Below are 26,289 nucleotides of genomic sequence, written 5' to 3' on the forward strand. Positions count from 1 at the left end.
CGTATTCTAAATGCAAAAACTTTCTCTTCGCGCATTTAGTAAATCTTAGCCATAAATCTTATACCCCATATTTTGTCTGCGTGCTACAATTTCAACGTCAAGCGGAGCATGGAGTTCGTAGCGCGGCCTTTTGACGGCCATGGATGGCCTAATGTCGCGATGCCATGGATGGCAAGGAGCGACGGGTCAAGGATGACACAACGGCCGAAAGCGGAATTGTTGCACGCAGACAGATCCGAGATACTAAGGTACTACACATTATAAATCTTGTCTGCAATATCGACGAAAAGTATCCCGTCAAGATGGTCTGTTTCGTGCTGCATCGCTCTGGCCAGGAATCCATCGGCATGATATTCCTTCATCTCTCCATTGCGGTCCATGGCCTGAACTACCACTTCGGCTGCTCGTTTCACCCTGCCAGTCTTATTTGGGACACTTAAGCATCCTTCTTCATCTACTTCCGAACCGGTCTTTTTAATAATCATCGGATTGATCAGTTCTAAAAGACCGTCTCCGACGTCGATCACCACAACTCTTTTGGATACGCCGACCTGGGGAGCTGCCAGCCCTACCCCTTTCGCCTCATACATGGTCTCAGCCATGTTATCGAGCAATTTAATGATATTCGGGGTAATTTTCTTGACTTCTATTGCTTTTTCCCGCAGAATGTCTTCTCCAATTTTTACTATCTGGTAAACGGCCATTGCTGGATCCGCTCCCTTCTCACACAATTTCTGAAATAATATCCCATAAAAAAACCATATAATAGAATTATACATTTCTGAAAGCCTGAAAGCAATTAACACCTTAAGAGCGACGTGTCAGGGATGACATAACGGCCGAAACCGATACTGTGACATGCAGACCTACCTCAAATATGTTGTATTTAAGATAGCGGATTTACCTCAATACTGATATTGATCCCTGAGCTGGCCGTTCCAAGATAGAAAGCGCGGACTCCTTGATGGACGATCCTGCGGAGGACCGCTGGGTTCTTTCCTTTGACCGATACCTGCCAGCGAAATTCATTCTTCAGCCTGGTCAAAACAGCCGGTGCCGGGCCAAGAATCACATATTCCTGATCCTGTTCAGCAAGCACCAGGCGGATGCTGTTGGCCAGGTCCTGAGCCGCTTTGATTACCCGATCTTCTTTTTCATGAAAAATCATGATCCTGATGATATGAGCAAACGGCGGATAACTTTGCTGTTTCCGGTAAGCGATCTCTTCCCAAAAAAAGGCTGCATAATCCTGTTTGGCTGCCCGCAGGATCGATCTTTCTTCAGGTGAATAGGTCTGGATCACCACTTCGCCGCCTTTAGTCCCACGTCCTGCCCTTCCAGCAACCTGAGTCAGCAGCTGGAAAGCTCGTTCTCTGGATCGAAAGTCGGGCATATTGAAAAGTTGGTCGGCAGAGATTACACCGACAAGGGTAACGTTCGGGAAATCCAGCCCTTTGGCCAGCATTTGGGTCCCGACAAGAATCGGAACCTCTCCGCTGCGAAAGCGTTCTAGAATTCTATTGTACTCCCGGGAACCGGAGGTCGTATCCGTATCCAGCCGTAAGACTTCAACTCCGGGAAACAAAGCAGAAACCTCTTCTTCAACTTTTTGGGTTCCCTGGCCGAAGAAACGGATAAACCGGCTGTTACATTCCGGGCAGCGGTGAAAAACATCCTGTTGATAATTGCAGTAGTGACAGCACAACCGCTGATGATGACTGTGATATGTCAGGGAAACATCACAATGCGGGCAACGTGCGACATACCCGCATTCACGACAAAATACAAAAGTCGAATAACCTCTGCGGTTCAGAAAAAGGATACTTTGTTCTCCGTTGTCGATTCTCTCCTGAAGCTTGTTTCTGAGTAGCATGGAAAACATTGTTTTATTGCCGCTGGCCAGTTCTTGTTTCATATCCACAATATCGACAGCGGGTAACGCCCGTTGGTTGAAACGTTCTTCCAGTGACACAAGACCAATTTTATCCCTTTGGGCCGCCGCATACGCTTCCAGGGATGGGGTAGCGCTGCCCAGAAGCACAAGCCCGCCTCTGTCTTCCATCCTTTTCCGGGCGACGTCCCGGGCATGATATTTGGGGTTTTCATCCTGTTTATAAGCGTTATCGTGTTCCTCATCCAGTATGATCAGCTTAAGGTTTGACAGAGGCGCAAAAACAGCGGAGCGCGCTCCGATAATCACGCGCTTATTCCGTTGCAGAATTTGCTCCCAAATTGCTAGTTTATCGCCGGAGCTGATGCCTGAATGAATAATTCCGACAATATCTCCGAACTGTTCCAGAAATATTCTGGAGATCTGAGAGGTAAGTGAAATCTCAGGCACAAGCAGAATAACATCGCCGCCTTCAGCCAGTACCTTTGCCACCAGCTCTTTATAAACCGCTGTCTTGCCACTGCCGGTTATCCCATGGATCAAAACCGTTCCGCCATCATTTTTATTGCGAAACGCCAGAATATCCTGGAAAACTTTTTCCTGGGCAGGACTTAATGCGCCTGTAACGTGCCGAACGGAACCAGCTGTTATCTGCTCAATATTGTTTCTCATATCGACGTCTATGTCTTTATCTGTGTCTTTATCTGTGTCTATATCTGTGTTTATATCTATGTCTATATCAATTTTATTCTCTATGTTATTTTTTTTTCTTTCATTCACGTCGGAACTGCCTGCTTTTCCGGAAAACCGTATTTCTTTTTTGATCCATCCCTGCTTAAGCATATCCTCAAGCAGTTCTTTCTTCGCTCCGCTTCTCTTTACCAGGACATTTTCCGGCAGGCCTCCCCGGCGCGACCTGTTAAGGGTTTTTAAGACCTGAAATGTATCCGGATCGAGAAGCTCCAAAACTTTAACGTCCTCATCGTCCATGCTGGCCATGGAAGTCATCCAGGTTTCTCCCTTTCCCTTTAAAAAAGGCCACACAGAATGAAGGGCTTGCGCTTTTGGGCAGATCGTCGTCTCCGAAAGCCAGCAGGCCAATTCTATGAGCTCCGGTGGAATCAGACAGTTTTCCTCCAGGACCGCTTCTATGCTGCGGAATCTGGGCTCACCGTCGAGTTCAGGCGGGTCGGAACTGATACTGACAACGAGGCCCCGGACTTTTCTGTGCTTAAGCGGGACAACCACCATCATCCCTGCATGAATTACGAGATTGTCCGGAATGTAGTAATGAAAACTCTGATCAAGACGCCTGTTGGCGACATCGATCAGCACCTCTGCGTATCCGCTCAATTTAAAAGGCTCCTCCCTGCTGATGTTAAAAAATAGGATGCTGTATCAATTATAGCAGATAACCCGTCATCTGTTCATGCCGAAAAATCTCTGATATGACGGCGTTCCTCGGGCGTCAGCCTAAACTGTTCCATAATGAATTCATCCAGGATTTCAAACAGATCTTCCCCAATGATAATTCGGTCCGTTAATTGCAAGATATGGTCAATCACTGCCTGTTCCCATAAGGGCAGCGGAAGTAGTTCCATATCTCCCCGGAGTACTTTCAGGGTATGAAATTTCTTAGAGAAAAGAAATTGATAAAGGCTGCTGTTAAATAAAGCAAGAATTACTTTCACCGGATAGTTTCCTGGTTCGGGGATCAGGATATTGGCACTGTTCAGCGTAAGACTGCCTTGATCATCATAGGCAAAGACAAGTCTTTCAGAAATGAAACGGTAAATCAGCTTCTCCGCCGCCCTATATTTTTGTTCCGGTGCTGTCTGCTGGAACTTGTCTGGCTGAAACCGTAAAAAAGAAGACGGCTTCTTAAGAACAAATCTGTCCACATCCGAGCCTTTGTAGACCGGCTCAGTACCCTGTTCTTTTGTCTGAAGCAGGTATCTCCTGTTATCTCCGGTGACGATTCCCAAGGCCCAGTCGGCTTTATCTTTCAGGTAAGTATGTCTGATGGAATAGACCTTGCCGAAAATGACTTCGTCCTGGCTGTTTAGGTAAATATCAAAAATATGCCAGGCATTCCTCCGGAACCTTTCCTGGGAAACCAGGTATTCCTGTTCCGGAAATTTCACCAGGATTTGATTCTGCTCCGATGGCAAGGCTTTTCTGAGATCGAGGCGGACCACGGCTGAGAAGACATTTTTAAATCTCCTGCCCAGATATTCGATCCTGATGATCTGGCAATTCTCAAGCAGATATCCTCTGATATCGGCATGAGCACGGATGTTCAGAATGGATTCTGGCAGAATAAACGAGACAACCCCTCCATCTTTCAGCAGATCAAGACTCGCCCTGAGAAAATAAGAAAAGGACTCCCCGGAAGTTATTTCCGGAAACTCCACAGCCATTTTCTGGCGGACACCCAGATCAATCTCCGCTCCCCACGGAGGGTTCGTGGCTACAAGATCAAATTTCCCGAAAGCGGAAGATTCCCGTCGCATATCGGTTAAAGTATTGCAGTGAATAACGTTAGGCTGAAAATCCCGGGAACATGTCAACAGAAGATTGAGTCTGGCAATCCTTACCGATGTCAGATCGAGGTCCATCCCGTAGATGTTTTCGGGCTCGTCCATATTCCGGGCAAAGGATAAAAGATACTGTCCCGTGCCGCAGCAGGGATCAAGCACCTTCTGTCCGCTGCGGATATAAGCCCGGACAGCATCATCCGTGATGCCCGGCGGAGTAAAGTAAGAGCCAAGGCGGGATTTATTCCCCTCCATGGTCAGCGCTTGATAAATGAGACCAAGTATATCGTCTTCAAAAGGGAAACAGATATTAAAAAGATATTCAAGGTGCTGAGAATCCGGCCTTCCGTTCGAAGACTTCAAAGGAGCTTCCAAAGAAGATTTCTCAGATGCCCGGAGGATATCCTGATAGAAATTCTTTAGCTCCGTGCGGACATGCTGGCGCTGGAAAATAGCTTCCGGGAAATCAATAATCTGTTTCAGGTCGTCGGACAATATGTCTCCCGAGCTCCGAAAAAGATTCAAAGCCAAAATGAAGACTGCCCATCCCCGGTCTATGTTGTGCCGGAGCAGATATGCCAATAGATCCACGATCTGCTTACGTGTTCTTTCGTTAGAGATGTATTCCATCGGAGTAAAACGTTTATCAGCGCTGACTTTGTTTGCCCTTTTTCTTAAGCGGTCAAGCTCTCCCCGCGTAATTTTTTCCCGAAGTAGGATCACCTCAGCAAGATCAAAGACCTTTCCGTCAGGATCTGAAGGATGGAGATAGCCATGCCGGACCCAGTTGCGGATACTTGGCACAGATACCCCCAGAATTTCAGCGGTTAACTTTGAATCAATTGAATGATTATCCATTTCTGTATTCCTGCCGTTTTAGATTTAAGCTAGTACCTACAATTTTAGGGGTTACAAGGTACTAGGTTGCCTTCCTTCCTGGTTTCCTGACTGTTCACCGCATAGAAAAGAGAATCGAGGTTGCGGACTAAGTCCTTCGCAATCTGCGGTTTGTTCATCGTATAGATATGGACACCGTCAATATCATTCGCAAGCAATTCCACAATTTGTTTGGTCGCGTAAACAATACCGGCATCTTTTAAAGCTTCCATATTATGCTCAAATTTGTCAAGTATTTTAATCAGTTTTTGCGGCATCCGTGCATTCGACAGTGCAAGTATTCTTTCAATCTGACCCCGGTTAGTGATCGGCATGATCCCTGCCAGAATCGGAACATTGATGTTTAGCTTAGCAACTTTCTCCTGAAAACGGAAGAAGGCGTCATTGTCATAGAACAACTGTGTAACAAGAAACCCCACTCCGGCATCCACTTTCCGCCGAAGATTTTCAATATCCTGGTCTTTATTGGGACACTCGGGATGGCCTTCCGGATAACAGGCGCCGCCCAAGCAGAAAGAATGTTTAGCCTGGATATACGCGACAAGATCGGAAGCATATTGAAAATCCCTTGCCCTGCCGGTCTCTTCCGAGCCCTTCGGAATATCCCCCCGTAAAGCGAGAATATTGCAGACATTGCTGTCTGCCAGCTGCGTCAGTGTTCCCTCAATTTGTTCTTTGGAAGAGGTAATACAGGTCAGATGGGCCAAAGAATTAATGTTATATTTATTTTCAACAATGGATGCAATTTCTGCGGTCGTTTTGCTGGTACTTCCTCCGGCACCGTAGGTAACACTGATAAAATCAGGACGGAGTGGTGCCAGGGCATCAATCGTATCGTAAATGACCTCTATAGATGAAGTAAGTTTTGGTGGAAAAATCTCAAAAGATACAACCTTCTTCTGTTGGAACAATTCACTGATAAACATTCTAAAACCTCCTTCATCTTGAATTCGATTAAAATTCATTCAGTTCCGGTTGGAATAAGCTCCGGAATTGAATCATCACATGTTGAGTCCTTTAATCCCTATGTCGGTGCGGAAATGGGCATCAGGGAAATCGATGCTGTCGACTAGTGCATAGACATTCTCCCTGGCTGCCGCGATGGATGCATCACGGACGGTAACTCCAAGTACCCGGCCTCCTGAACTGACCAATTTTCCGTCTTCCATCTTCGTGCCGGCATGGAAAACTACCTGATTTTCTTGGGTCACCGCAAGACTGATAGGAATCCCCTTCCTGTATTCACCCGGATAACCTGGAGCTGCCATGACCACACACAGCGCGGTGCCGTCATACCATTCGACTTCGACTTCAGACAGTTTCCCGTCGATACACGCTTCGAAGATCGGGATCAAGTCCGACTTGAGCAGGGTCATCACAACCTGTGTCTCAGGATCACCGAACCGGACATTGTATTCCAGGAGTTTTGGGCCTTTGGCCGTAATCATTAAGCCTAAAAACAGCACACCAGTAAATGGGGTTCCTCTTTGGCGCATAACTGAAAGCGTCGGCTGAGCGATCGTATCAATAACCTCCCGTTCCAATGCTTTGGTCCAGAAAGGAGGCGGAGAATAAGTCCCCATTCCGCCTGTATTTAACCCCATATCCCCGTCGAGTGCTCTCTTGTGATCCTGAACGGGAGTCATCGGGAGAGCCTTTTCACCATCGCAAAAGCACAGCAGGCTGACCTCCTGCCCCTCCAGAAATTCTTCTACCACGACCTTGTCTCCGGCAGCACCAAAGGCTCCGCCCATAATGGTCTCGATACCTTCAAACGCCTCTTCCAGTGTAGCTGCCACAATAACTCCTTTGCCTGCTGCCAGACCATCCGCTTTAATGACAATCGGAGCGCCGGTTTGTCTGATGTATCTTTCTGCTTCGCTCTTCTCGGTAAAAGTCCGGTAGTCTGCTGTCGGGACCTTCGCCTGTACCATAATTTCCTTTGCAAAGGCCTTGCTGCTTTCAAGCGTCGCCGCCGCTTTGGACGGGCCAAAGACTCTGAGTCCTGCAGCCTGAAAAGCGTTGACAATTCCCAGACTAAGCGGTTCCTCAGGACCAACAACCGTAAGATCAATCCCTTCATCCTTGGCAAAGTCAACCAAAGCGTCAAGTTCATTGGCCTTGATTGGGACATTCCATTGCGCTGTTCCTGCGTTACCCGGAGCTACAAAGAGTTTCTGACAAGAAGTGCTCTGATTGATTTTCCAGGCAAGGGCATGCTCTCTTCCTCCTGAGCCTACAAGCAGAATTTTCTTCCCGTTTTTTTGACAACCAGACAAGTCAGCCATCCTTTTTCCACCTCAATAAGTAATATTTATTCCTAGTGCTCAAAATGTCTTCTTCCGGTATGGAGAATGATCATTCCCAGCCTGTTGGCTGTTTCAATCACTTCTTTGTCCCGGATGGAACCACCGGGATGAACAATAGCTTTGATCCCATGGGAATGAGCCAGTTCGACCGTATCCGGAAACGGTAAGTAAGCATCGGAAGCCATATAGGCACCCTGTGCTTTTTCTGCGGCCTGCTCTAAAGCAATTTTTGCCGAGCCGACCCTGTTCATCTGACCGGCCCCAACGCCGATGACCTGTCTTTTCGCTGAAATAACGATCGCATTGGATTTGACATGCTTGCAGGCTTTCCAGGCAAACTCCAGTTCAGCCAGATCATCTTCGGTGGGCTTGGCCTCCGTAGCAACTTCCCATTCGGCAAGGGGCGTCGTCCCCTCATCCTCATCCTGAACCAGGAAACCGCCGTTTACCGTACGGATTTTCCAGCCCCGGGTCTTACCGCACGCTTCCCTGCCAACTGCAAATAAGCGAAGGTTCACCTTCGCAGCCAAAATCTCCTTCGCCCGCGGGCTGAAATCAGGAGCAATGACCACCTCATAAAATTTTTCTTTAATCGCTTCAGCTGTGGCCTCATCTACTACGCGGTTAAGCGCAATAATTCCGCCGTATGCTGAAACCGGATCCGCTTCCAGCGCTCTTTGATAAGCTTCCAACAGCGAGTTTCCAAGCGCAACACCACACGGATTGGTATGTTTAATGATCACACAGGCTGTCTTGTCATATTCTGCAGCAATTTTCCACGCTGCGTCCATGTCCATCCAGTTATTATAGGACAGCTCCTTGCCCTGAAGCTGCTGGCCGTAGGCAAGTGTCCCTTTTCCGGCCTCCGGGTCCGCATAAAAGGCCGCCTGCTGCCCGGGATTTTCTCCATAGCGAAGATCCTGCACCTTAGCCGCCACTACACGGAGATGCTGCGGAAAAGAGGCTTTTGTATCGATTTGGCCTTCCAGATATCCGGCAATCAGACGGTCATATTCCGCCGTATGCGCAAACGCTTCGGCTGCAAGTTCTTTCCGAAAGGCCAATGGGATGCCACCGTTCTCCCTGAGGCTCTCAAGCACCCTGCCGTAGTTTTCCGGATTGACAATAATAGTTACTCTGTTGTGATTCTTCGCAGCCGAACGGACCATGGTCGGTCCGCCGATATCGATATTCTCGATCGCTTCTTCAAAGGTAACCCCTTCTTTAGCAATTGTTTCTCTGAAAGGGTAGAGATTTACGCAAACTAAATCGATAAAATCAATTCCGTTTTCCGCGCACTGAGCCCGGTGTTTCTCAGTATCAATCGCGAGGATTCCGCCGTGAATCTTCGGATGGAGGGTTTTAACCCTGCCATCAAGGATTTCCGGAAACCCTGTAATTTCGCTGACATAACGAACAGGAATATCCGCTTCTTTCAATGTCTTATACGTACCGCCAGTTGAAATCAGTTCAAAGCCCTCGGCAACAAGGCCTCCGGCAAATTCCACGATGCCCGTTTTGTCCGAAACACTGATCACTGCCTTTTTCACCATGTCCAACCCCCTATCATAATTTCTCGGAGATTTCCTCAGAATAATCCTAAAATTATCCTTTAGAACAAACCCCGAATAATCCTTAAATGCGCCGATACAATCGTACCATCTCAACCTAAATCTTATATATCCTGACGGCATATTTCTCGTAATACTACGTTGTCTTGCAGCTCCTTGCCTTACAAGAAATCTGCTCGCCATTATATGATAATTTTAGGGTTGACAAGGTACTCGCAATTATGAATCTCTGAGGACAATCACTCTTCTTCCCTCTCTTTTTATCTTCCCATGCGCAATCAGTCTGACTGCCTCTGGATATATCGTGTGCTCGACTTTCAGAATTCTTGCAGCCAGCTGGTCGGCATCATCCTCAGCAAAAACCGGCACCGTCTCCTGCAGGATAATCGGTCCGGAATCCATTCCCTCGTCCACAAAATGCACCGTGCAGCCGCTGACTTTAACACCATATTCCACTGCCTGTTTTTGGGGATGTAAGCCCGGAAAAGACGGCAGCAGCGAAGGATGGATGTTCAGAATCGGATATTCGGCCCTGCGGATAAAATCCGAGCTTAACACCTGCATGTAACCGGCCAGAATCAGCAGTTCCGTACCGATGACTTCAAGCCAGTTTAAGATATCCGTTTCCTGAGAGCTATTGTCTGCATAGCTTTCCCTCGGAAAAGTCCGGACCTGAATACCGAATCTTTCTGCCCTAACCAGAGCCTCTGCGTCTATTTTATTCGAACCTACGCCGACAAATTCTACAGGGAGCTGGCCATCCTGCCATTCGTCCAGCAAGGCTTGCAGGTTGCTGCCACGCCCTGAAGCGAGTACGGCTGCTTTCATCGATAGCTCACTCCTTGACCGGAAATCACACTGCCTATCCTGATCGGCTCTTCGCCGTTTCCAGCCAGAATATCCATGGCCTGCTTTTCATCTTCAGGATGAATGATCAGAACAAACCCGATTCCCATATTAAACGTCCTTAACATCTCCTCATCTTCAACATTGCCAAGCTTTTGCATTAACTCAAATACCGGCGGAACTTGCCACGCGGAAGTGACGATCTCCGTTCCGAGTCCGGACGGCAGAACCCTTGGAATATTTTCAGTCAGACCGCCGCCGGTAATATGTACCATACCCGGAACAGTCATCTTATCCAGAAGGGCCAGCACTGACTTTACATAGATCCTGGTCGGGGTGATCAATACTTCCCCGAGCGGCCTCCCGAGTTCCGGGAATACCTTGTCAAGCGGGTATTCCGCAAAAATCTTGCGGACCAGAGAAAAGCCGTTGCTGTGTAGTCCGCTGGACTTCAGTCCCAGAAGGATATCCCCTTCGCGGATGTCTGAGCCGTCAATCAGCTTGTCCCGGTTCACCGCACCGACAGCAAAGCCGGCAATATCATATTCTTCTTCAGCGTAAAAGCCGGGCATCTCAGCAGTCTCGCCGCCAATAAGTGCACAGCCTGCCAGACGGCAGCCTTCGGCCACGCCACCTACAATGGAAGCAATTCTTTCCGGAACCAGTTTCCCTACCGCAAGATAATCCAGAAAAAACAATGGCTCGGCACCCTGGACCAGAACATCATTCACGCACATCGCGACAGCGTCCTGGCCGATGGTATCATGCTTATCCAACTGAAAAGCCAGGCGCAATTTTGTTCCGACACCATCCGTACCGGAAACCAGCACGGGGTCAGAATATTTCTGTAGATCCAGGCTGAACAATCCGCCAAATCCGCCAAGTCCCCCTAAAACTCCGGGCCGCCAGGTTGCCGCTACCGCAGGCTTAATTTTCTCCACAGCTTCATTTCCGGCCTGGATATCCACACCGGCATCTTTATAGGTAATTCCCATGATTACTCCCCCTAACGGTTCGTTTAACACTCCATGTCTTCTTTGGAGAACTTCTTCGGAACAGTGGTCGGATAATCACCGTTAAAACAGGCCAGGCAAACTGGATCACTACCTAAAGCCTTTTTCAGCCCTTCCTCCGACAGATAGTACAGGGTGTCCGCTCCGACAAACTTACGAATTTCATCAATGTTCATTTGATTCGCAATCAATTTTTCCCTTTCGGCCGTATCGATGCCATAATAACAGGAATACTTCACCGGAGGTGAGCTGATCAGTAGATGAACCTCCTTGGCGCCGCATCCTTTGACCATCTCGACGAGCTTGGAGCTCGTTGTCCCTCTGACAATCGAATCATCAATCATCACAACCCTACGTCCGCGGATGACCTGCTTATTGGCATTCAGCTTAATCCGGACAGCAACTTCTCTTAACTCCTGCGTGGGCTGAATGAACGTCCGTCCAACATACCTGTTTTTGAGCAGCCCCTCCTCAAAAGGGATACCCAGCGTTTGGGCATAGCCCAAAGCGGCCGGCGTCCCGGAGTCCGGAACCGGAATAATCACATCAGCCTCAATCGGACATTCTTTCGCCAGCTGAACACCCATTTGCCTCCTGCTTTCCCAGACATTCAGATTATCCAGCGTACTGTCAGGCCGCGCGAAATAAATATATTCAAAAGAGCAGGGGGCAATCCGTTCCTGCGGCGTACCGAAACGGGTATGAAGCCCTGCTTCGTCGATCGTCACGACTTCTCCTGGTTTAACGTCCCTGACAAATTCCGCACCGATCGTATCGAGCGCACAGCTTTCCGAAGCGAAACAGTACCGCTCTCCCAGACGTCCGATGCACAAGGGCCTCAGGCCATGGGGATCTCTCGCCCCGACAATTTTGTCTTCAGCCATGATCAGCAGTGCATAGGCTCCCTTGATATCAATCATCGTTTTGATAATCGCATCTTCCAGGCTATGCCTGCGGTAACGTGCAATCATATTCAGAATGACTTCGCTGTCAATGGTTGTCTGAAAGACTGTTCCCTGACTGCCAAGCTCCTGTCTGATTTCTACGGCGTTCGTCAGATTTCCGTTATGCGCCAGCGCCATCATTCCGTTCTGAAAATGAACAACCAGCGGCTGTGCATTCGATAACAGGCTTGAACCCGTCGTTGAATACCGGACATGTCCAATCGCCATTTTCCCTTGCAGACCTGCGAGCAAATCAGGCGAGAATACCTCGGATACCAAGCCCATTCCTTTTTCTACAACGATTTTTCTTCCATCGGAAACAGCAATCCCCGCACTTTCCTGTCCCCTGTGCTGCAACGCATAAAGGCCATAATAAGTCAGACGGGCAATTTCCTTTTCAGGAGCAAAAATTCCGAAGAGACCACACTCCTCTTTGGGCTTGTCATCCCAGAGCAAATCCACAGTCAAGAACTCCTTTCATCTACTGTCATATACTGTCCCTGTCCTCTAGCCGTTATGTTTCCAGCATCGTATTTTTAACAATCGCTTTAAGCATTTTCTACAGCATCCTTCAGACGGGCATAGACTTCGGCATACGCTTCTTCAATCTTGCCAAGATCCCGGCGGAAACGGTCCTTGTCCAGCTTTTCTCCGGTATCTTTGTCCCAGAAGCGGCAAGTGTCCGGAGAAATCTCATCTCCGAGCATGACTTTGCCGTCAATCAGACCGAACTCCAGCTTATAGTCAACCAGGTCAATCCCGGCCTTGGCAACAATTTTAGTCATGAGCTCATTGACCTTCAAAGCAATTTCCTTCATTTTGTTGATTTGTTCGATCGTTGCCCATCCCATCGCAAGTGCATGGGTTTCATTGACCATCGGATCACCGAGCGCGTCATCCTTATAATAAAGTTCAAGCACAGGCGAAGCCAGAGAATAGCCCTCTTCTTTGCCAACCTTCTTTACGAGACTGCCGGCTACAATATTGCGGACAACGATTTCCAGCGGAACCATCTTCAGGCGCCGAACAATTTGTTCCCTGTCACTTAAAAGCTCAACAAAATGCGTATCCACACCATTTTTTTGAAGATAGGAAAACATCATCGCGGACATCTTGTTGTTGATAATCCCTTTGTCAACAATGGTACCCTTTTTTATCCCGTTAAAGGCAGTTGCATCATCTTTGTACTCGACCCAGAAAACATTTTTGTCATCCGTATCATAGATTTTTTTGGCTTTGCCTTCATACAGCATTGCGAGCTTTTCCATATCATAACCCTCCAGTATTAATGTCTAAATTTACATCCATATTCAATTTTCATCGTTTAATAAACCGTTTGAGTTAAGGCTGCTTATAATAATGTGATTTAAATAGATAATTTCCAAAAGTTAATTTTATGTTAGTTTATTTCTGTAGGCCGACCCTGCGGAAAATATAGTCAATGTTTTTTGTATGATACTCATAATCAAACAGCGCATCAACTTCTTCTTTGGTTAGAAACTGCATGATTTCAGCATCCTGAAGCACATAATCCTTAAACGGCACTTTGGTATCCCAGGCTCTCATTGCGTTTTTCTGTACCAGCGCATAGGATATTTCCCTGCTCATACCCTTTTCAATCAGCGAAAGCAGAACCCTTTGGGAAAAGATCAAACCATAGACCTTTTCAATGTTTGCCATCATCTGTTCGGGGAACACTCTTAATCCTTCCAAAGTTTGGATCATCTTATGCAGCATATAATCCAGCGCAATCGTGCTGTCGGGAAGGATTACGCGTTCAGCTGAAGAATGGGAAATATCTCTCTCATGCCAGAGTGCGACATTTTCAAAAGCGACCTGGGCATTCCCGCGGATTAGACGGGCCATTCCGCAAATTCTTTCCGAAATAACCGGATTTTTCTTATGCGGCATCGCTGAAGAGCCTTTTTGTCCCTTGCCAAAAGGTTCTTCGACCTCATGGACGTCCGTCCGCTGCAGATTACGAATCTCCGTGGCAATTTTATCAAGTGAAGAAGCGATTCCGGCCAACACACCTACATAGAATGCGTGCCTGTCCCGCTGGATAATCTGGGTTGACACTGGAGCCGGCTTTAAACCCAGGCTCTCACAGACCCATTCTTCCACAGCAGGATCAACATTCGCAAACGTGCCGACTGGACCAGAAACCTGGCCTACCCGGATCTCTTCGCGCGCATATCTCAGCCGTTCCTTCTGCCGTTTCATTTCGTCATACCAAAGTGCGAATTTCAGGCCGAATGTAATCGGTTCGGCATGAATCCCGTGCGATCTTCCCATTTGCAGCGTATCTTTATATTCAATGGCTTTCCTGCCTAAAACATCAATCAGCTTATCCATCTTCTCGAGCAGGATATCGGAAGCCTCAACCAACTGCAGCGAGAGTGAAGTATCCAGCACATCGGAAGAAGTCAGTCCGTGATGGATATATCTGGCCTCATCGCCGACGTTCTCAGCGACATTGGTCAAAAAGGCCAGCACGTCATGCTGGGTGACTTCTTCAATTTCCTTGACCCTGTCCCAGGAAAAAGCGGCCTTCTGACGGATTACTTCGACAGCCTCTTGCGGGATCTTTCCTTTTTTCGCCCAACCTTCGCAGGCTGCAATTTCTATCTTCAGCCAGAGCGTTAGACGGTATTCATCTTGCCATATTCTCCCCATAGCGGGAAGCGTGTACCTTTCTATCACAGAAATTCTCCTTTATTTAAATATTTTCTAAGCTTTCAGCTTATCCTGAAGCGCACTATCCTTGGCTTCAACATCTGCCGCCATTTTTTGTCTAAAAGCTTTCAGCTGGTTCTGCAGTTCCGTATCAGCGATCGCCAGCATTTCCACAGCCAAGAGCGCTGCGTTGCGGGCACCGTTGATCCCGACCGTGGCGACCGGGATACCGGGAGGCATTTGTACAATCGCATAAAGCGCATCTACACCCTCCAAAGCGCCACTCTTGATCGGGACACCAATAACAGGGAGCGTCGTGGCTCCGGCAATCACACCTGGAAGATGCGCGGCCATACCAGCTCCGGCGATGATCACCTTTCCTCCCTGTTTCTCAAAACTTTCCACCCATTCCACGGTTCTTTTCAGCGTGCGGTGAGCAGAAGATATTTTCATTTCAAAGGGTACTGAGAATTGCTGCAGGATTTTTGCTGCTTCTTCCATGATGGAAAAATCAGAATCGCTACCCATGATTACACCAACAGAGATCATTCGTTCATTTCCTCCTTTAAATGTTTTTCTTATTTGTGAGCAGAAATAATCACAAATTCACCATATTATCTGCAATAAATTCTAAACATATTTTACCCGACAACAAATACAGGGTCAATCAGAATCCGAACATTATTTTGTTTTTTTGTTCTAATGTTCGGAATATAACCAATAATAAGGAGACCTCCCACAGCAATGCTACGAAAGGTCTCCTTATCGGTTCATACATTTAGGCCTTGGATATCCATATTCTTGCCGCCTTCGTTCCAATTTTCGTAGAGGAATAATACTTCATCAATGATCCACAATGCTGGTGATCATCGTAGATAAATGCTTGGATAAATCCAGGTCGTCCGGATTGTCCAGGGCCTGATCGCCTTGAGTGATTACCCTGACCACCGGTCTTGTTGGCAAAATAGGGTTTTGTTTGATAACAACACCGCGCAAACCATTGCTAAGCTCTATACCGGTCCCTGTCGGATACGGCGCCACAGACTGAGCAAAAATGCGGACAATTTCAGGATCAAACTGCAGCCCTGAATGAACAATGATATATTCGTATGCCAGATAAGGCGGCATTGCATCGCGATAAGGGCGCTTGCTGGTCAAGGCCTCATACACGTCGGCGACAGAGGCGATCCTAGCGTATTCATGAATTTCATTCTCTCTTAGTTCCCTGGGGTAGCCCCCGCCCTTCCATTTCTCATGATGCTGCAGCGCAACATGGGCAGACAGGATGCTGAAATCGCGATTGCCGCGGATATATTCATAACCATGCAACGGATGGGTCTTAATCTGCTCAAATTCTTCTTTTTCCAATTTACCTTTTTTGTTTAGAATTTCTTTCGATATTTTTGTTTTTCCGATGTCATGCATCAGAACTCCCATCCCGAGCTCCAAAAGCTGGTTTTGGGTAAAACCTTTGCCGATTCCGAGCATCAAAGCCAGGACTGTGGTATTGATCGAATGATGATACGTATATTCGTCGTAGCCGTTAATATCAGTCAGATTACTAAGGATATCAAAACTGTGCAACAAATCCTGAACAAGATTGAGAACCGCCAAACGGACTGAATCCGCATCTATCTTTGCCTCCGGATGTTTCTCGAGTTCATCGGTAACTCCCCGGACCGCATTATAGGCAATCTCTTTGGTCCTGTCGGTAATGGCATAACCGATTTCAACATCTTGAAACCGTTCATCTTGAATGAATACCATATCGTAGCCGATATCTTTAAGCTTTGCCAAATAGTTCTTATTAAGTACGACTCCTTCACCGAGAAGTATCCTGCCGTAGGAGTTTCTTATCGGTCTGGCCAGCACAGATCCTTCCTGAACATATTTGATATTGACTAACCTCATGTGAACTCCTTGTTATCAAGATTAAAGGTATTTTGACTGGTGTAATTATACCATTAAAATGCCATAATTTATATTGCATTTAAGCGGTTTATAGCGATTTTTATCATTTTATAAAGAAATATAAGACACTGATGTCCTCAGACTCTTCTGAATTGTTCTTTAATTATTGAGTCCCCTCCGGAAGTAGTATCGGCACTTGCCGAAGAAATGCCTATACCTAGAAAAAAGCTGCTGCAGACACCGGATCTTTGTCTGTAGCAGCTTTTTTTGTTATTCAGATATTTTTTTGATCACATATCCATTTTATTCTCAAGTAAATAGGCGGAGACACAGAAGAAAACGGCACCCAGCACCACCTGAATCAAAATTTGAATCAAAAGAAACGTATAGCTTGGCACCCCTGGACTGATCATCGAATTGGCACTAAAGATATCCGTTGTCAGCGTATTTGTTATGGCACTGTCAGCCCAGGCTAACAGCATAAAGATGATGAAGCTGATCAAACCGCCGAATTTTTTCTCAGCAAGGATACTCTTGCGAATGGATATGGCGGCATAGATCATTAAAAACAAGCCCACAATCGATACAAACATCATCAACAGACTCACTGTAAAATAGGAAATCAAATTAACCCCTTCCAGATGAACCTGATTGACGATCATTGAAAACAGATCACTTCCGACCAAAGCCCGAAGAGGTTCCCCGTAAAATCCCACAAAATTGACCGCAAGCAGCAGCAAGTAGACCATCAGAAACAGCAATCCTTCCAATATTGCAGTAATGACCTTGCTCCCAAGGATCTTGTAGCCACTGTTCGGCGTCAGCATAAACATATACCCCGTCTTATGGTCAAGATCGCGGCTGTACATCATTGTTACATCGATGATATATAGGATAAAAAAGATGCCAAGTATTCCCGAAAAAAATGCCCCCAGCACGATCATCTGTTCTTCGGTTGTATGCATACCAATTTGTAGCTTCACCAAAACAAATGCATTCAGGATCAGGACAATGGCCATAAAAATGCCCAACACCCTCCATTTTCGGATAAATTCATATTTAATCAGATTAACCATGGTAAACCTCCTTATACAGTGCCTCAATCGAGCAGGATTTCTCCAATCTGAATTTTTCCGCATCGCCGGCCAGTACAACCGTTCCGCGGTCCAGGAAAATTACTTCATCCAGAACCGTTTCCAATTCACTGACGAGATGGCTCGAAATAATCACTGCACAGTCATCGCGGAAAGCACCCATAATCATCTTTACAATTTTTTCCCTAGAAATCGGGTCAATCCCATTCAGAGGTTCGTCCAGAAGATAAAGCCTGGCCTTCCGGGCCATCGTTACGGCCAGTTTGAGCCTGGCTTTCATGCCCGTGGATAAACTGCTGACTTTCATATTTTCCTGTAATTCCATGAACGTTAAATATTCCAGTGCTTTATTTCGATCAAAATCCTCATACATGTCTGTGTAAAAACTGAGGATCCCGTCAATTTTCATCCAGCCGAACAGAAAATCATCCGTTGGCATAAAAGCCGTGAGTTTTTTGGTTTCTGCCCCGATGGGATAATCCATAACCGTCATTCTGCCAGAAGTTGGCTTAAAAAGGCCTGCGGCAATCTTAAAAAATGTAGTTTTTCCACTGCCGTTAGGACCGAGCAGTCCGTATACTTTGCCCTCTTCAATATGCAAATCCAGGTCGTGCAGTGCCTTGTTCCGGAAAAATCCTTTGCTGACATTTTCAGCAACTAATACAGATGTCATTGAACAGCCCCCTTATCCAGCCTGCTTTTTATCAGCGCAATCATTTCATTGGATGAGAATCCAAGTTCCTGCATCCCTTTGACAAAATTCCTAATCATCTCTTCGGCCATTTCCCTCTTCATATTTTCCACCTTTTCTTTGGATTCTGTGATAAATGTCCCGACTCCCCGCTTCGTAAATGTGATGCCTTCCCGTTCCAGCTCCCCAAAAACCCGTACCATGGTATTGGGATTCACATTCAGGTTCTGGGCATATTCCCTCGCAGAAAGCAGCTTCTCCCCTAAGTCCAGTTTGCCATGGATAATATCCTTTTTAATATGGTTCATGATCTGAACATAAATGGGTACATTGTTTTCAAAATTCATATGCTCACCTCTATTCACCGCCCTAGTTAACTATCTATATGGTACACTAGTGACGTGAACCTGTCAAGCGATTCTCTGCGAATGATTGAATGGCCGTCAAAAAGACCGATTACCATTGCTGAAGATCGGTCTTTCCAGATAAGATATAATTAAGATGTAGCTTATGAGCCTATTTAGCTTGCAGCTGCTTATCACTTTGCAAGATGTGGTTTAGAACCCAGTCGAAAATAAATATCATCAACTCCCGAATAAACTGATTTTGGTTTTCATCCATTTTATCGAGTTCAATACTTTCGATTTTATCGATAAAATCATCATGCTCAACTTTTTGGCTGAAATATCTTGGGTATTTAATTTCCAGCATATATTCTTCTTCACATTTAAAGTGATATATTGTATATTCTTTTAGTTGTAAGATGATTGAGGCAATTTTGTCGTATTAGTTTTCCAAAAGATCATAGATCTTGTTGCCAATCTTAAAAAGCTGCCGGTGCTGCTGATCAATGGTTTCTACACCAATTGAATATTCTTCTTTCCACTCTAACATTTTTCTCCACTCCTTTTTATGTTTAAACAACGCGTATAAAGATAATAATTCTTTATAATTGTCAAATCTCCTTCCATTTTATAAAGTAACTACAAATAAATAATCAATACAAATTATTTGGAAATTTTGCATGTCAGATTAAGGTATACGAAATCAGATCTTTTCAGAAAAGAGACCCGTATTCTGGAAACATGAAAACCAAGTCTAAAAATATTATAATTGAAATGATAAGAGAGCTATAGATAGGAGAATTATGGACAACCTTAAGCAGATTATCACGTCACAGCAAGAAGATATGATCAAATCCCTCCAGGAATGTCTCAGAATCAAAAGCATTACAGGCCAGCAGGATGGGGTCATCGAGGTTCTGGAATTTTATCTCGGTCTCGCTCAGAAAATGGGCTTTAAGGCCTCTAATTTGGATAACCTGGGCGGGATCATCGAATTCGGGCAGGGAGATAAGACCATTGGCATGATCGTCCATCTGGACACGGTTCCCGAGGGAACCGGCTGGAATCATCCCCCTTTTGAAGGAGAGCTTCAGGACGGGAAAATCTTTGGGCGGGGAGCGATTGATGATAAAGGGCCGGCGATCGCCGTCCTCTATGCGCTGAATGCAGTCAAAACGGCCGGAATCCATCCCTGCTGTAAAGTACAGATCATTATCGGTCTGGACGAGGAAAATGTCTGGAACACGACGCCTAAACTGCTCGAAAAAATTGAAGAACCGGATTTTTCTTTTGTGCCTGATTCCGTATTTCCGGTTGTTTGTGCCGAAAAAGGACTACTCTGGCTGGAGCTGAAAAAAGAATTCCGGAAAGATACGAATCAGCTGGACGGCCGGCAGGGCCATAAGGACCGGCAGTGTCGGCAGAATTACCAGAACCGACAAAACGGGCAGTCTTCTATGACAGTCAAACAGCTTTCCGGCGGAGCAGATTCCCTGAATATTGTCCCTGACTTTTGCGAGGCAGTCCTGACTGCTGATCTGAGTCAGGTTCAAAGTGTCCGCCAGGCGTTAAAAACTTTTCTTGCTGAGACCAAGTATGATCTTCAAGCTGAGGAGCAAGAGGAAGGGCTCAAGCTTATTTCCCGCGGCAAGTCCGTCCATGCCTTTAACTGTCAGGAAGGCAGCAATGCAATCTCCCAGCTCATCGTATTTCTCAGCAGGCTCCATATTGATGAAGATCAAAAAAACTTTATCAGGATCTATGCTGAGAAAATTGGTATGCAATGCTTTGGCGAAGCCCTGGGCCTTGATCTCGAGGATAAGCTGACCGGGAAGCTTACGTTAAGCCCCGGTTATATCCGGATGGATCAGGCTTCTGTCGACCTGAAAATGGATCTGCGCTTTCCGTCAGGCCATCACCTGAAGGAAGTCCGGTCTCTAGTAAAATCAGCATTCGCTGTTTTTCAGGCAGATCTTGCGGTTTTGGATGCACTCGAGTCTTTGAATTTCCCGGAGGATGACCCGCATATCCGTAAACTGATTCAGGTATACCAGGATCACACCGGAGACAAAGAAGCCCATCCCCTTGGGATGGGCGGCACTACCTTTGCCAAAGCATTTCAGCGGGCGGTTGCGTTTGGTCCTTCCTTCCCCGGAATGCCCAAAATTGAGCACCAGCCGAATGAATATATAGGAACGGATCATCTGATTAGCTGCACGGAGATTTATGCCCGGGCGATCGTCGAACTAACCCGGTGAACCAATGTATCTCAGCTTCCCTGCAGGTGAATGCTCCCCTGATTGGCATGCAGAGTAATTACTGGAGAATCCTTGCTGATCGTGCCTTCCAGCTGCTGTCCTGTATTTCCCGTATCAACCGCCAGACTTGACGCAAACCCTTCAAGGCTTATGTCGCCCAATTCTGTGTCCGCTTTAAACGTGCCCTGCTGACTGTCCGGAAGCTTCAGGTTTATAGTCCCCATCTCTGCCCGCAGGGTGATGTCCTGCTGGGCTTCCTGACTGGAACTGTAGGATATCTCCCCGCTTTGATTGATGATCTCCACCCGGCCGGCAATATCACTGGCAACGATTTCCCCGAATGAATTCCGGATGACTGCGTCCCCTGTAAGGCGAGCAACCTCAATCTTGCCAAATTCCCCTCGTAAATTGACATTGCCGTTCAAATCTCTCACTGTTATCTCCCCGAATGAATTATTAATCTCATAGGTGAGTTCTTTGGGTACCTTCACGGCATAGTCCACACTTACCTGATAATGATTATTCCCTTTCAGCACAGCGGCACCCCGGGTATTGACCGCAAGCGTTTCTCCCTCACTGATCTCAACCAGACTCTGGGCGAGCTTTTCAGCATCCTTTTCATCATTGTTTCGAATCGTAATTACGGCATCAATCAGAATTTTGTCACCATCTGTGCTTTCCACCAGAATTTTTCCCTGGCTGTTGCTGATCTTCAGTTTATCTACCCCGGTAGCGCTGATGTCATACGTTTGATTGACAACGGTCTCATTCTCGAAAAGCCCAAACTCATTCAGTACACCGCTGGAAAAACCGCTGTTTAAAAAGCTGCTGACAGCATAGACGCCTGAGCTAACTAGGATAATAAAAATAGTCAGGAAAATACTGAGTCCGTCAAACTTCAGTTTGGGCTGTTCTTCGCCGGAAAACTTGGCTGCCTTGAGATAGACAAGTATTTCGATACCGAGGATGATCAGGATCACCGGCCACCAGCGAAGGATCATTTTGGCCCCATCCAACCCCTTCAGTTCGCTGATTAGAAGCAGCAGGCCTGTCGCTATGAGCAAGATTCCCATTGAAACGGTTCCAACTCGCCACTTTCTCACTCCTGCTCAGCCTCCTTTGCAGCAAATTCCGTCTTTTCCATCGCCTCCATGGCATCCCTACTGCTATAAACTGCTTCGTCAGTGCTGCCGCCCAAAGCTTCCGGTCTCTCCTTATCCCGGCTGCCCATCATGATTCTGACTCCGCCGACGATAAACAGAACTGCAATAACCACCGTTTTTAGATACTCCAAAATTTGATCGCCCAGGAAGAAAACAATCGAGGGCATAACGATCTTATTCAAAACCATCAGACAGCCAACAACAATCAGCCCGATCCCAAGATACTTACCGGCTTTTTCCGATAACTGACTATCCCGAAAAATACCGTTGAAATAGGTAGGCGTTTGTTGTTTTCCCGGATGATTGACTTTATGCATCACATCAAAAATACTGTAAAACCATAGAAGAGGGGCTGCCATCAGCAGAAGAGACATGCTTAGAAAATCGCTCAGATAAAGTGTCAGGAAAAAAGCTGCCATGAGCTGAAGGCCTTTCTCCATCTGCCCGATATACATATGCCCCGCACCAGGAACAATTGAAAATGTCACTGCCAGAATCTTGCCGTTCTGGTCTTTCATTTCCTCTTCAATAAGCTGCAGCACCTGCGTGCTGTCCATACCTGCCGCGCCGTACTGGGCGAACTTCTGGTTGATCCTGTCGGCAAGGATAAGACTGTCTACGACCGCAGCCAGCCAGATAAATGGCAGGATCACAAAAGGCACACCGTCATAGAAGATATTCAGCATGGAACAAAACACACCGCTTAAGACTACAAATGCCGAGGCCAGCAGAAATACCAGGCCTCTTTGCAGCAGGCCCAGATAGATATGACCGAGTCCCGGCAAGCTGGAAAGTATAAACGTTAGAAATTTGCTCTTCCTTTTCATAAATTTACTCCTTCTTTTGAATAATATTCTCAATAATAGACGGACGCTTTTCCTGAATGACCTTTTTGGTCCATCCGGGCTGAATCAGACTGATTGACGGGTCAAGCCTGTCTTCCACAACCTCGGAAACATGACCATGATTCTTAACCAGACCTTCGTTTAAGGCATTGGAAAGACCGCTGATATAGCCCCCTGTCCAGAAAAAGAAGACAATGCTTGCCGCTGCACAGTACGAAATCAAAAGGTTGATCCTGCTGCCTGACTTGTCCCTGGCTTTTGGGACGGGCTGTTTGAACACTGGTACTAGTCGGGCCGGTGCAATTCCTGCCTGGCTCTTTTTTGATTGGGTCTGGTTCAGCACACGCGCAGTAAAATCTTCTCCGAGGAGGTATTCCTGACGGCCTTGCTCTTCCAGCAAGTTTAGATAGACTTGAAGACAGGTGTCACAGCTTAAGAGGTGCTCTTCCATCTCCAAACGTTCTTCCTCGGGCAAAGAACCAGCCAGATAAGAATGCCATTCATTTTCGATATAACATTGAATGCTTTCATTTTCATTCATGGATTACTCAACTCCTCAAAGCATTCTCTCAAAACTTTTTTCCCCCTGTAAAGCCTCGTTTCCACTGTTCTGACACTGATGTTTTCTTCCTGAGCAATCTGCCTTGAACTTTTATTTTCCTGATAGGTTTTCCTGATGACTGTCTCGTAGTGCTTCGGGATTCTCTTCAAGCATTGATCCAACAACACCTTCTCCTCTTCTTTGATGATCATATCCTGGACAGGGGCCCGCCCATCGGCTATGTTTTCGATTTCTGCCAAGCAGATATTTTCCCTCGCCTTCGTATGGACGGTTTTTCTCTTATAATCGATGGCCTTGTGAAGCGCTATCCTGCTCAGCCAGGTCTTAAATCCCCGGTATTCGTATGTAGAGAGGGATTTATAGACCTGAAGGAAAGTATCCTGGGTAAGATTCTCAGCTTCGAACGGATCGTGAATAACATTCAGGCAAATCATATAAATCAAATGCTTATATTCGTCTACCAGGGAACGGAAAGCATCCTGGTCTCCGCTGACTGCCCTTTGGACAATTGTCTCCTGATCGATCTTTTCCCCCTCCTTTCCCAGAAATATAGACGAGGCTCACGCAGAATATACGTCAATTTTTTTCTAATAATGTTCTGGGTATCTCATACAAAATCATTATACTGGGTTAAGTCTGTACGCCACAATATCCGTGTGCCATGGATGCACAATTCGAAGAATAACCGCGCTTCTTCCAACAGGTCAGCATGCCGGCATGTGACTCATATCACCAAAAAAGGCTGTCCTTATTTTGATGGACAACCTTCAATAATAATGCCTTTGTAGGAGATTACAATGACACATAAGCCGAAAGTGGAACTTTGGCAGATTACAGGATATTTCCCTGTGAATCGATAATGACTTCGTCGTACGGCACCGAGATGCCGGCCTGAACCATGGCTGTCTTTACAGCCCGTACAATCCCGGAACAACAAGGTACATCTATCCGGGCCACCTTGACACTCTGCGGATGATTGATTCTGATGATCTCCGTGATCTTTTCCGTGTAATAATCATTGTCATCCAGTTTGGGACAGCCGATCAGCGTAATTCTGTCCTTCATGAACTTCTCATGGAAAGAAGCATAGGCATAGGCGGTACAATCCGCCGCAATCAGCAGATCAGCATTTTGCAGGTAAGATGCCTGCGGGTTAATCAGATTCAGCTGAACCGGCCATTGCCTGAGTTCCGAAGGACGTTCAGCCCCGATGTTTCCGGAATCCTGTTTTTTCTGGTCAGCGGGTATTTCTTCGATCATTGTGGCCATGGTGCCTGGGCAGGAACAGCCGGATTTTTCTTTCTTTCGGGCGAGTTTCGCTTTCACCAGCTCTTCATTATAGTCTGCGGCTTCTCTTTTGATAATCTGAATTGCACCTGTCGGACATTCCGGCAGGCAGTCGCCAAGCCCGTCACAATATGCATCACTGACCAGAACGGCTTTACCATGAACAAGCTGCAGCGCGCCTTCACGACAGGCGTTTACACACAATCCGCAGCTATTGCATTTTTCCTGATCGATTTCGATGATCTTTCTAATCATTTTTATCACCTTTTTCCTTGATTTTCTGTTATTTGGCGTATCTTTACTCTAGAGCAATCATGATTAAAAATCGGTAACCTGCGTTACAACAACTCCGATAATAAACACCAAATAAAGACAAGAAAGTCAATTCAAAAAGGACCTGGCATTAAAAAATGGTCGTTATTACTTTTTTTTGATTTCTTCGTAACGGCGAAACCATTCAGGAAATGCTTTTTTGAATTGGACAGGCTTAAAATTGTCTTTCCGGACCAGAATATGTTTCGTGGTTCCTTCAGCGCAGACTTCACTGCTGCCGTTAACAACCTTATAGCCGTATACCGTCCACAAACCCTGATTTTCTTCGACCCAGGTTTTCACAAACACACGCTCACCGTAGTGTACCGCTTTTTTATAGGTTACTTCGACTTGATAGACCGGAGCATAATACCCGGCTTCTTCCATATCCAGATAATGATACCCGGCATCTTCGACCAGCTGGCATCTTCCGAGTTCAAACCATTTCAGATAGTTAGCGTGGTAGATTACGCCCATCATATCGGTATCGGCATAACTTAACTGTATTTCTTTCGTCGAGATCAAATATGGTTCCATTTCTCTCTCCTATTCTTAATTCTTCATTTTTGACAGCTAATCATTTGCTATCTCTTATTTACTTTTCTTTTTGGCCCCCAGCATTTCGACCGCCTTTTGAATCCGATCCATTCTGGTTTCCATTTTCTTGGCACTGGTGATCCACAGGACATAGTCTTTCTTGTGCGTATACGAGAGGCTTTCAAAGAATGTCAAAGCATTCGGGGCTTCCTGCAGCTGTGCCAGGAAGTCTTCCGGTACCTCGACCGTACGTTCCTGCTCGTCTTTTTCAACTTCGACATTTACCAAATCTCCGGGTTGTTTCCCAATCTTTCTGCGTATGGCCTGCGTTAAGCCAAGCAGGAAAATTCCATTCATTCTGACGATTGATCCCTGATATTCCATCTCATCAAAAGTAGCTTTTACTTTCACCCGTCTGGCACCAAATGCCGCCTCAACATCAAAAGGAATTTCGACATATGCCCCGTCAAGGCCTTCATGCTTTTTGATTTCCGCAATAAACTTCTGTTTCATCTGTCCACCCCGGTTCAAAATTTTATAGAGATCGGTCCGCGGGAAATCAGGAAATATTTTCTTCCAGATGCGTCATAATCGCTGCCTT

The 26,289-nt window shown here is 46.4% G+C and carries 24 protein-coding genes and 1 pseudogene; 1 reads left to right on the top strand and 24 read right to left on the bottom strand.

The window, feature by feature from the left end:
• Positions 1 to 251: 251 nt before the first annotated feature.
• The 17 genes and pseudogenes from def to NC238_17055 all read right to left on the bottom strand — a co-directional run bounded on the left by def (position 252) and on the right by NC238_17055 (position 19,274).
• Entirely contained in the window at positions 252 to 704 is a 453-nt protein-coding gene (def, locus tag NC238_16975) for a peptide deformylase (protein ID MCM1567604.1), read from the bottom strand.
• A 182-nt stretch (positions 705 to 886) separates the two neighbouring features.
• Complete coding sequence (gene priA / locus NC238_16980; GenBank protein ID MCM1567605.1) at positions 887 to 3,244, bottom strand: primosomal protein N'; 2,358 nt, start codon at positions 3,242 to 3,244, stop codon at positions 887 to 889.
• A gap of 74 nt (positions 3,245 to 3,318) precedes the next feature.
• Positions 3,319 to 5,286 (bottom strand): N-6 DNA methylase, encoded by a 1,968-nt coding sequence (locus NC238_16985; protein ID MCM1567606.1) that lies wholly within the window; start codon positions 5,284 to 5,286, stop codon positions 3,319 to 3,321.
• Positions 5,287 to 5,330: 44 nt separating this feature from the next.
• Complete coding sequence (gene metF / locus NC238_16990) at positions 5,331 to 6,251, bottom strand: methylenetetrahydrofolate reductase [NAD(P)H] (protein ID MCM1567607.1); 921 nt, start codon at positions 6,249 to 6,251, stop codon at positions 5,331 to 5,333.
• 75 nt (positions 6,252 to 6,326) lie between these two features.
• Positions 6,327 to 7,613 (bottom strand): phosphoribosylamine--glycine ligase, encoded by a 1,287-nt coding sequence (gene purD / locus NC238_16995; GenBank protein ID MCM1567608.1) that lies wholly within the window; start codon positions 7,611 to 7,613, stop codon positions 6,327 to 6,329.
• A gap of 32 nt (positions 7,614 to 7,645) precedes the next feature.
• Positions 7,646 to 9,187, bottom strand: a complete 1,542-nt coding sequence (gene purH / locus NC238_17000) for a bifunctional phosphoribosylaminoimidazolecarboxamide formyltransferase/IMP cyclohydrolase (protein ID MCM1567609.1) — start codon at positions 9,185 to 9,187, stop codon at positions 7,646 to 7,648.
• A gap of 237 nt (positions 9,188 to 9,424) precedes the next feature.
• Positions 9,425 to 10,033, bottom strand: a complete 609-nt coding sequence (gene purN, locus NC238_17005; protein ID MCM1567610.1) for a phosphoribosylglycinamide formyltransferase — start codon at positions 10,031 to 10,033, stop codon at positions 9,425 to 9,427.
• Entirely contained in the window at positions 10,030 to 11,046 is a 1,017-nt protein-coding gene (gene purM, locus NC238_17010; GenBank protein ID MCM1567611.1) for a phosphoribosylformylglycinamidine cyclo-ligase, read from the bottom strand. Before purM ends, purN begins: the two co-directional genes overlap by 4 nt.
• 23 nt (positions 11,047 to 11,069) lie before the next feature.
• Complete coding sequence (gene purF / locus NC238_17015; protein ID MCM1567612.1) at positions 11,070 to 12,470, bottom strand: amidophosphoribosyltransferase; 1,401 nt, start codon at positions 12,468 to 12,470, stop codon at positions 11,070 to 11,072.
• Positions 12,471 to 12,556: 86 nt separating this feature from the next.
• The gene (locus NC238_17020) at positions 12,557 to 13,276 is read right to left on the bottom strand and encodes a phosphoribosylaminoimidazolesuccinocarboxamide synthase (GenBank protein MCM1567613.1); all 720 of its coding nucleotides are present in this window, start codon (positions 13,274 to 13,276) and stop codon (positions 12,557 to 12,559) included.
• Between the two features lie 136 nt (positions 13,277 to 13,412).
• Positions 13,413 to 14,711, bottom strand: coding sequence for an adenylosuccinate lyase (gene purB, locus NC238_17025; GenBank protein ID MCM1567614.1), 1,299 nt, complete (start codon positions 14,709 to 14,711; stop codon positions 13,413 to 13,415).
• A gap of 27 nt (positions 14,712 to 14,738) precedes the next feature.
• Complete coding sequence (purE, locus tag NC238_17030; protein MCM1567615.1) at positions 14,739 to 15,233, bottom strand: 5-(carboxyamino)imidazole ribonucleotide mutase; 495 nt, start codon at positions 15,231 to 15,233, stop codon at positions 14,739 to 14,741.
• A 294-nt stretch (positions 15,234 to 15,527) separates the two neighbouring features.
• On the bottom strand, positions 15,528 to 16,595 hold the full coding sequence (locus NC238_17035; GenBank protein MCM1567616.1) for an HD-GYP domain-containing protein: 1,068 nt from the start codon (positions 16,593 to 16,595) through the stop codon (positions 15,528 to 15,530).
• Positions 16,596 to 16,885: 290 nt separating this feature from the next.
• The gene (locus tag NC238_17040) at positions 16,886 to 17,671 is read right to left on the bottom strand and encodes an ABC transporter ATP-binding protein (protein MCM1567617.1); all 786 of its coding nucleotides are present in this window, start codon (positions 17,669 to 17,671) and stop codon (positions 16,886 to 16,888) included.
• Entirely contained in the window at positions 17,664 to 18,362 is a 699-nt protein-coding gene (locus NC238_17045; GenBank protein ID MCM1567618.1) for an ABC transporter ATP-binding protein, read from the bottom strand. The genes NC238_17040 and NC238_17045 overlap by 8 nt, the downstream gene beginning before the upstream one ends.
• Positions 18,359 to 18,727 (bottom strand): GntR family transcriptional regulator, encoded by a 369-nt coding sequence (locus tag NC238_17050; GenBank protein MCM1567619.1) that lies wholly within the window; start codon positions 18,725 to 18,727, stop codon positions 18,359 to 18,361. Before NC238_17050 ends, NC238_17045 begins: the two co-directional genes overlap by 4 nt.
• Positions 18,728 to 18,896: 169 nt before the next feature.
• A pseudogene (locus NC238_17055) lies at positions 18,897 to 19,274 on the bottom strand (bacteriohemerythrin).
• A gap of 253 nt (positions 19,275 to 19,527) precedes the next feature.
• Between NC238_17055 and NC238_17060 the strand changes: the two are divergent.
• Complete coding sequence (locus NC238_17060) at positions 19,528 to 20,982, top strand: M20/M25/M40 family metallo-hydrolase (GenBank protein MCM1567620.1); 1,455 nt, start codon at positions 19,528 to 19,530, stop codon at positions 20,980 to 20,982.
• 11 nt (positions 20,983 to 20,993) lie between these two features.
• Here NC238_17060 and NC238_17065 read toward each other — a convergent pair whose 3' ends face one another.
• The 7 genes from NC238_17065 to NC238_17095 form a co-directional block, all read right to left on the bottom strand.
• Positions 20,994 to 22,085 carry a DUF4097 domain-containing protein gene (locus NC238_17065; GenBank protein ID MCM1567621.1) on the bottom strand — a complete coding sequence of 364 codons (1,092 nt, stop codon included), beginning with the start codon at positions 22,083 to 22,085 and terminating at the stop codon, positions 20,994 to 20,996.
• Positions 22,082 to 22,972 (bottom strand): hypothetical protein, encoded by an 891-nt coding sequence (locus NC238_17070; protein ID MCM1567622.1) that lies wholly within the window; start codon positions 22,970 to 22,972, stop codon positions 22,082 to 22,084. Before NC238_17070 ends, NC238_17065 begins: the two co-directional genes overlap by 4 nt.
• 4 nt (positions 22,973 to 22,976) lie before the next feature.
• Positions 22,977 to 23,531 (bottom strand): zf-HC2 domain-containing protein, encoded by a 555-nt coding sequence (locus NC238_17075; GenBank protein MCM1567623.1) that lies wholly within the window; start codon positions 23,529 to 23,531, stop codon positions 22,977 to 22,979.
• The gene (locus NC238_17080; protein MCM1567624.1) at positions 23,528 to 23,986 is read right to left on the bottom strand and encodes an RNA polymerase sigma factor; all 459 of its coding nucleotides are present in this window, start codon (positions 23,984 to 23,986) and stop codon (positions 23,528 to 23,530) included. Before NC238_17080 ends, NC238_17075 begins: the two co-directional genes overlap by 4 nt.
• Before the next feature lie 397 nt (positions 23,987 to 24,383).
• Positions 24,384 to 25,094, bottom strand: a complete 711-nt coding sequence (locus NC238_17085) for a 4Fe-4S binding protein (protein ID MCM1567625.1) — start codon at positions 25,092 to 25,094, stop codon at positions 24,384 to 24,386.
• A 165-nt stretch (positions 25,095 to 25,259) separates the two neighbouring features.
• Entirely contained in the window at positions 25,260 to 25,688 is a 429-nt protein-coding gene (locus tag NC238_17090) for an acyl-CoA thioesterase (protein ID MCM1567626.1), read from the bottom strand.
• 54 nt (positions 25,689 to 25,742) lie between these two features.
• Positions 25,743 to 26,201, bottom strand: coding sequence for a YdeI/OmpD-associated family protein (locus NC238_17095; GenBank protein ID MCM1567627.1), 459 nt, complete (start codon positions 26,199 to 26,201; stop codon positions 25,743 to 25,745).
• Positions 26,202 to 26,289 lie beyond the last annotated feature (88 nt).

Source organism: Dehalobacter sp. (assembly GCA_023667845.1).
Taxonomy (GTDB): domain Bacteria; phylum Bacillota; class Desulfitobacteriia; order Desulfitobacteriales; family Syntrophobotulaceae; genus Dehalobacter.

Excerpts from the sequence above, each read along its gene's own strand:
- def (MCM1567604.1), bottom strand. The coding sequence starts at position 704 with ATGGCCGTTTACCAGATAGTAAAAATTGGAGAAGACATTCTGCGGGAA.
- NC238_16985 (MCM1567606.1), bottom strand. The coding sequence starts at position 5,286 with ATGGATAATCATTCAATTGATTCAAAGTTAACCGCTGAAATTCTGGGG.
- metF (MCM1567607.1), bottom strand. The coding sequence starts at position 6,251 with ATGTTTATCAGTGAATTGTTCCAACAGAAGAAGGTTGTATCTTTTGAG.
- purD (MCM1567608.1), bottom strand. The coding sequence starts at position 7,613 with ATGGCTGACTTGTCTGGTTGTCAAAAAAACGGGAAGAAAATTCTGCTT.
- purH (MCM1567609.1), bottom strand. The coding sequence starts at position 9,187 with ATGGTGAAAAAGGCAGTGATCAGTGTTTCGGACAAAACGGGCATCGTG.
- purN (MCM1567610.1), bottom strand. The coding sequence starts at position 10,033 with ATGAAAGCAGCCGTACTCGCTTCAGGGCGTGGCAGCAACCTGCAAGCC.
- purM (MCM1567611.1), bottom strand. The coding sequence starts at position 11,046 with ATGGGAATTACCTATAAAGATGCCGGTGTGGATATCCAGGCCGGAAAT.
- NC238_17020 (MCM1567613.1), bottom strand. The coding sequence starts at position 13,276 with ATGGAAAAGCTCGCAATGCTGTATGAAGGCAAAGCCAAAAAAATCTAT.
- purE (MCM1567615.1), bottom strand. The coding sequence starts at position 15,233 with ATGATCTCTGTTGGTGTAATCATGGGTAGCGATTCTGATTTTTCCATC.
- NC238_17035 (MCM1567616.1), bottom strand. The coding sequence starts at position 16,595 with ATGAGGTTAGTCAATATCAAATATGTTCAGGAAGGATCTGTGCTGGCC.
- NC238_17040 (MCM1567617.1), bottom strand. The coding sequence starts at position 17,671 with ATGGTTAATCTGATTAAATATGAATTTATCCGAAAATGGAGGGTGTTG.
- NC238_17045 (MCM1567618.1), bottom strand. The coding sequence starts at position 18,362 with ATGACATCTGTATTAGTTGCTGAAAATGTCAGCAAAGGATTTTTCCGG.
- NC238_17050 (MCM1567619.1), bottom strand. The coding sequence starts at position 18,727 with ATGAATTTTGAAAACAATGTACCCATTTATGTTCAGATCATGAACCAT.
- NC238_17060 (MCM1567620.1), top strand. The coding sequence starts at position 19,528 with ATGGACAACCTTAAGCAGATTATCACGTCACAGCAAGAAGATATGATC.
- NC238_17070 (MCM1567622.1), bottom strand. The coding sequence starts at position 22,972 with ATGAAAAGGAAGAGCAAATTTCTAACGTTTATACTTTCCAGCTTGCCG.
- NC238_17075 (MCM1567623.1), bottom strand. The coding sequence starts at position 23,531 with ATGAATGAAAATGAAAGCATTCAATGTTATATCGAAAATGAATGGCAT.
- NC238_17080 (MCM1567624.1), bottom strand. The coding sequence starts at position 23,986 with ATGATTTGCCTGAATGTTATTCACGATCCGTTCGAAGCTGAGAATCTT.
- NC238_17085 (MCM1567625.1), bottom strand. The coding sequence starts at position 25,094 with ATGATTAGAAAGATCATCGAAATCGATCAGGAAAAATGCAATAGCTGC.
- NC238_17090 (MCM1567626.1), bottom strand. The coding sequence starts at position 25,688 with ATGGAACCATATTTGATCTCGACGAAAGAAATACAGTTAAGTTATGCC.
- NC238_17095 (MCM1567627.1), bottom strand. The coding sequence starts at position 26,201 with ATGAAACAGAAGTTTATTGCGGAAATCAAAAAGCATGAAGGCCTTGAC.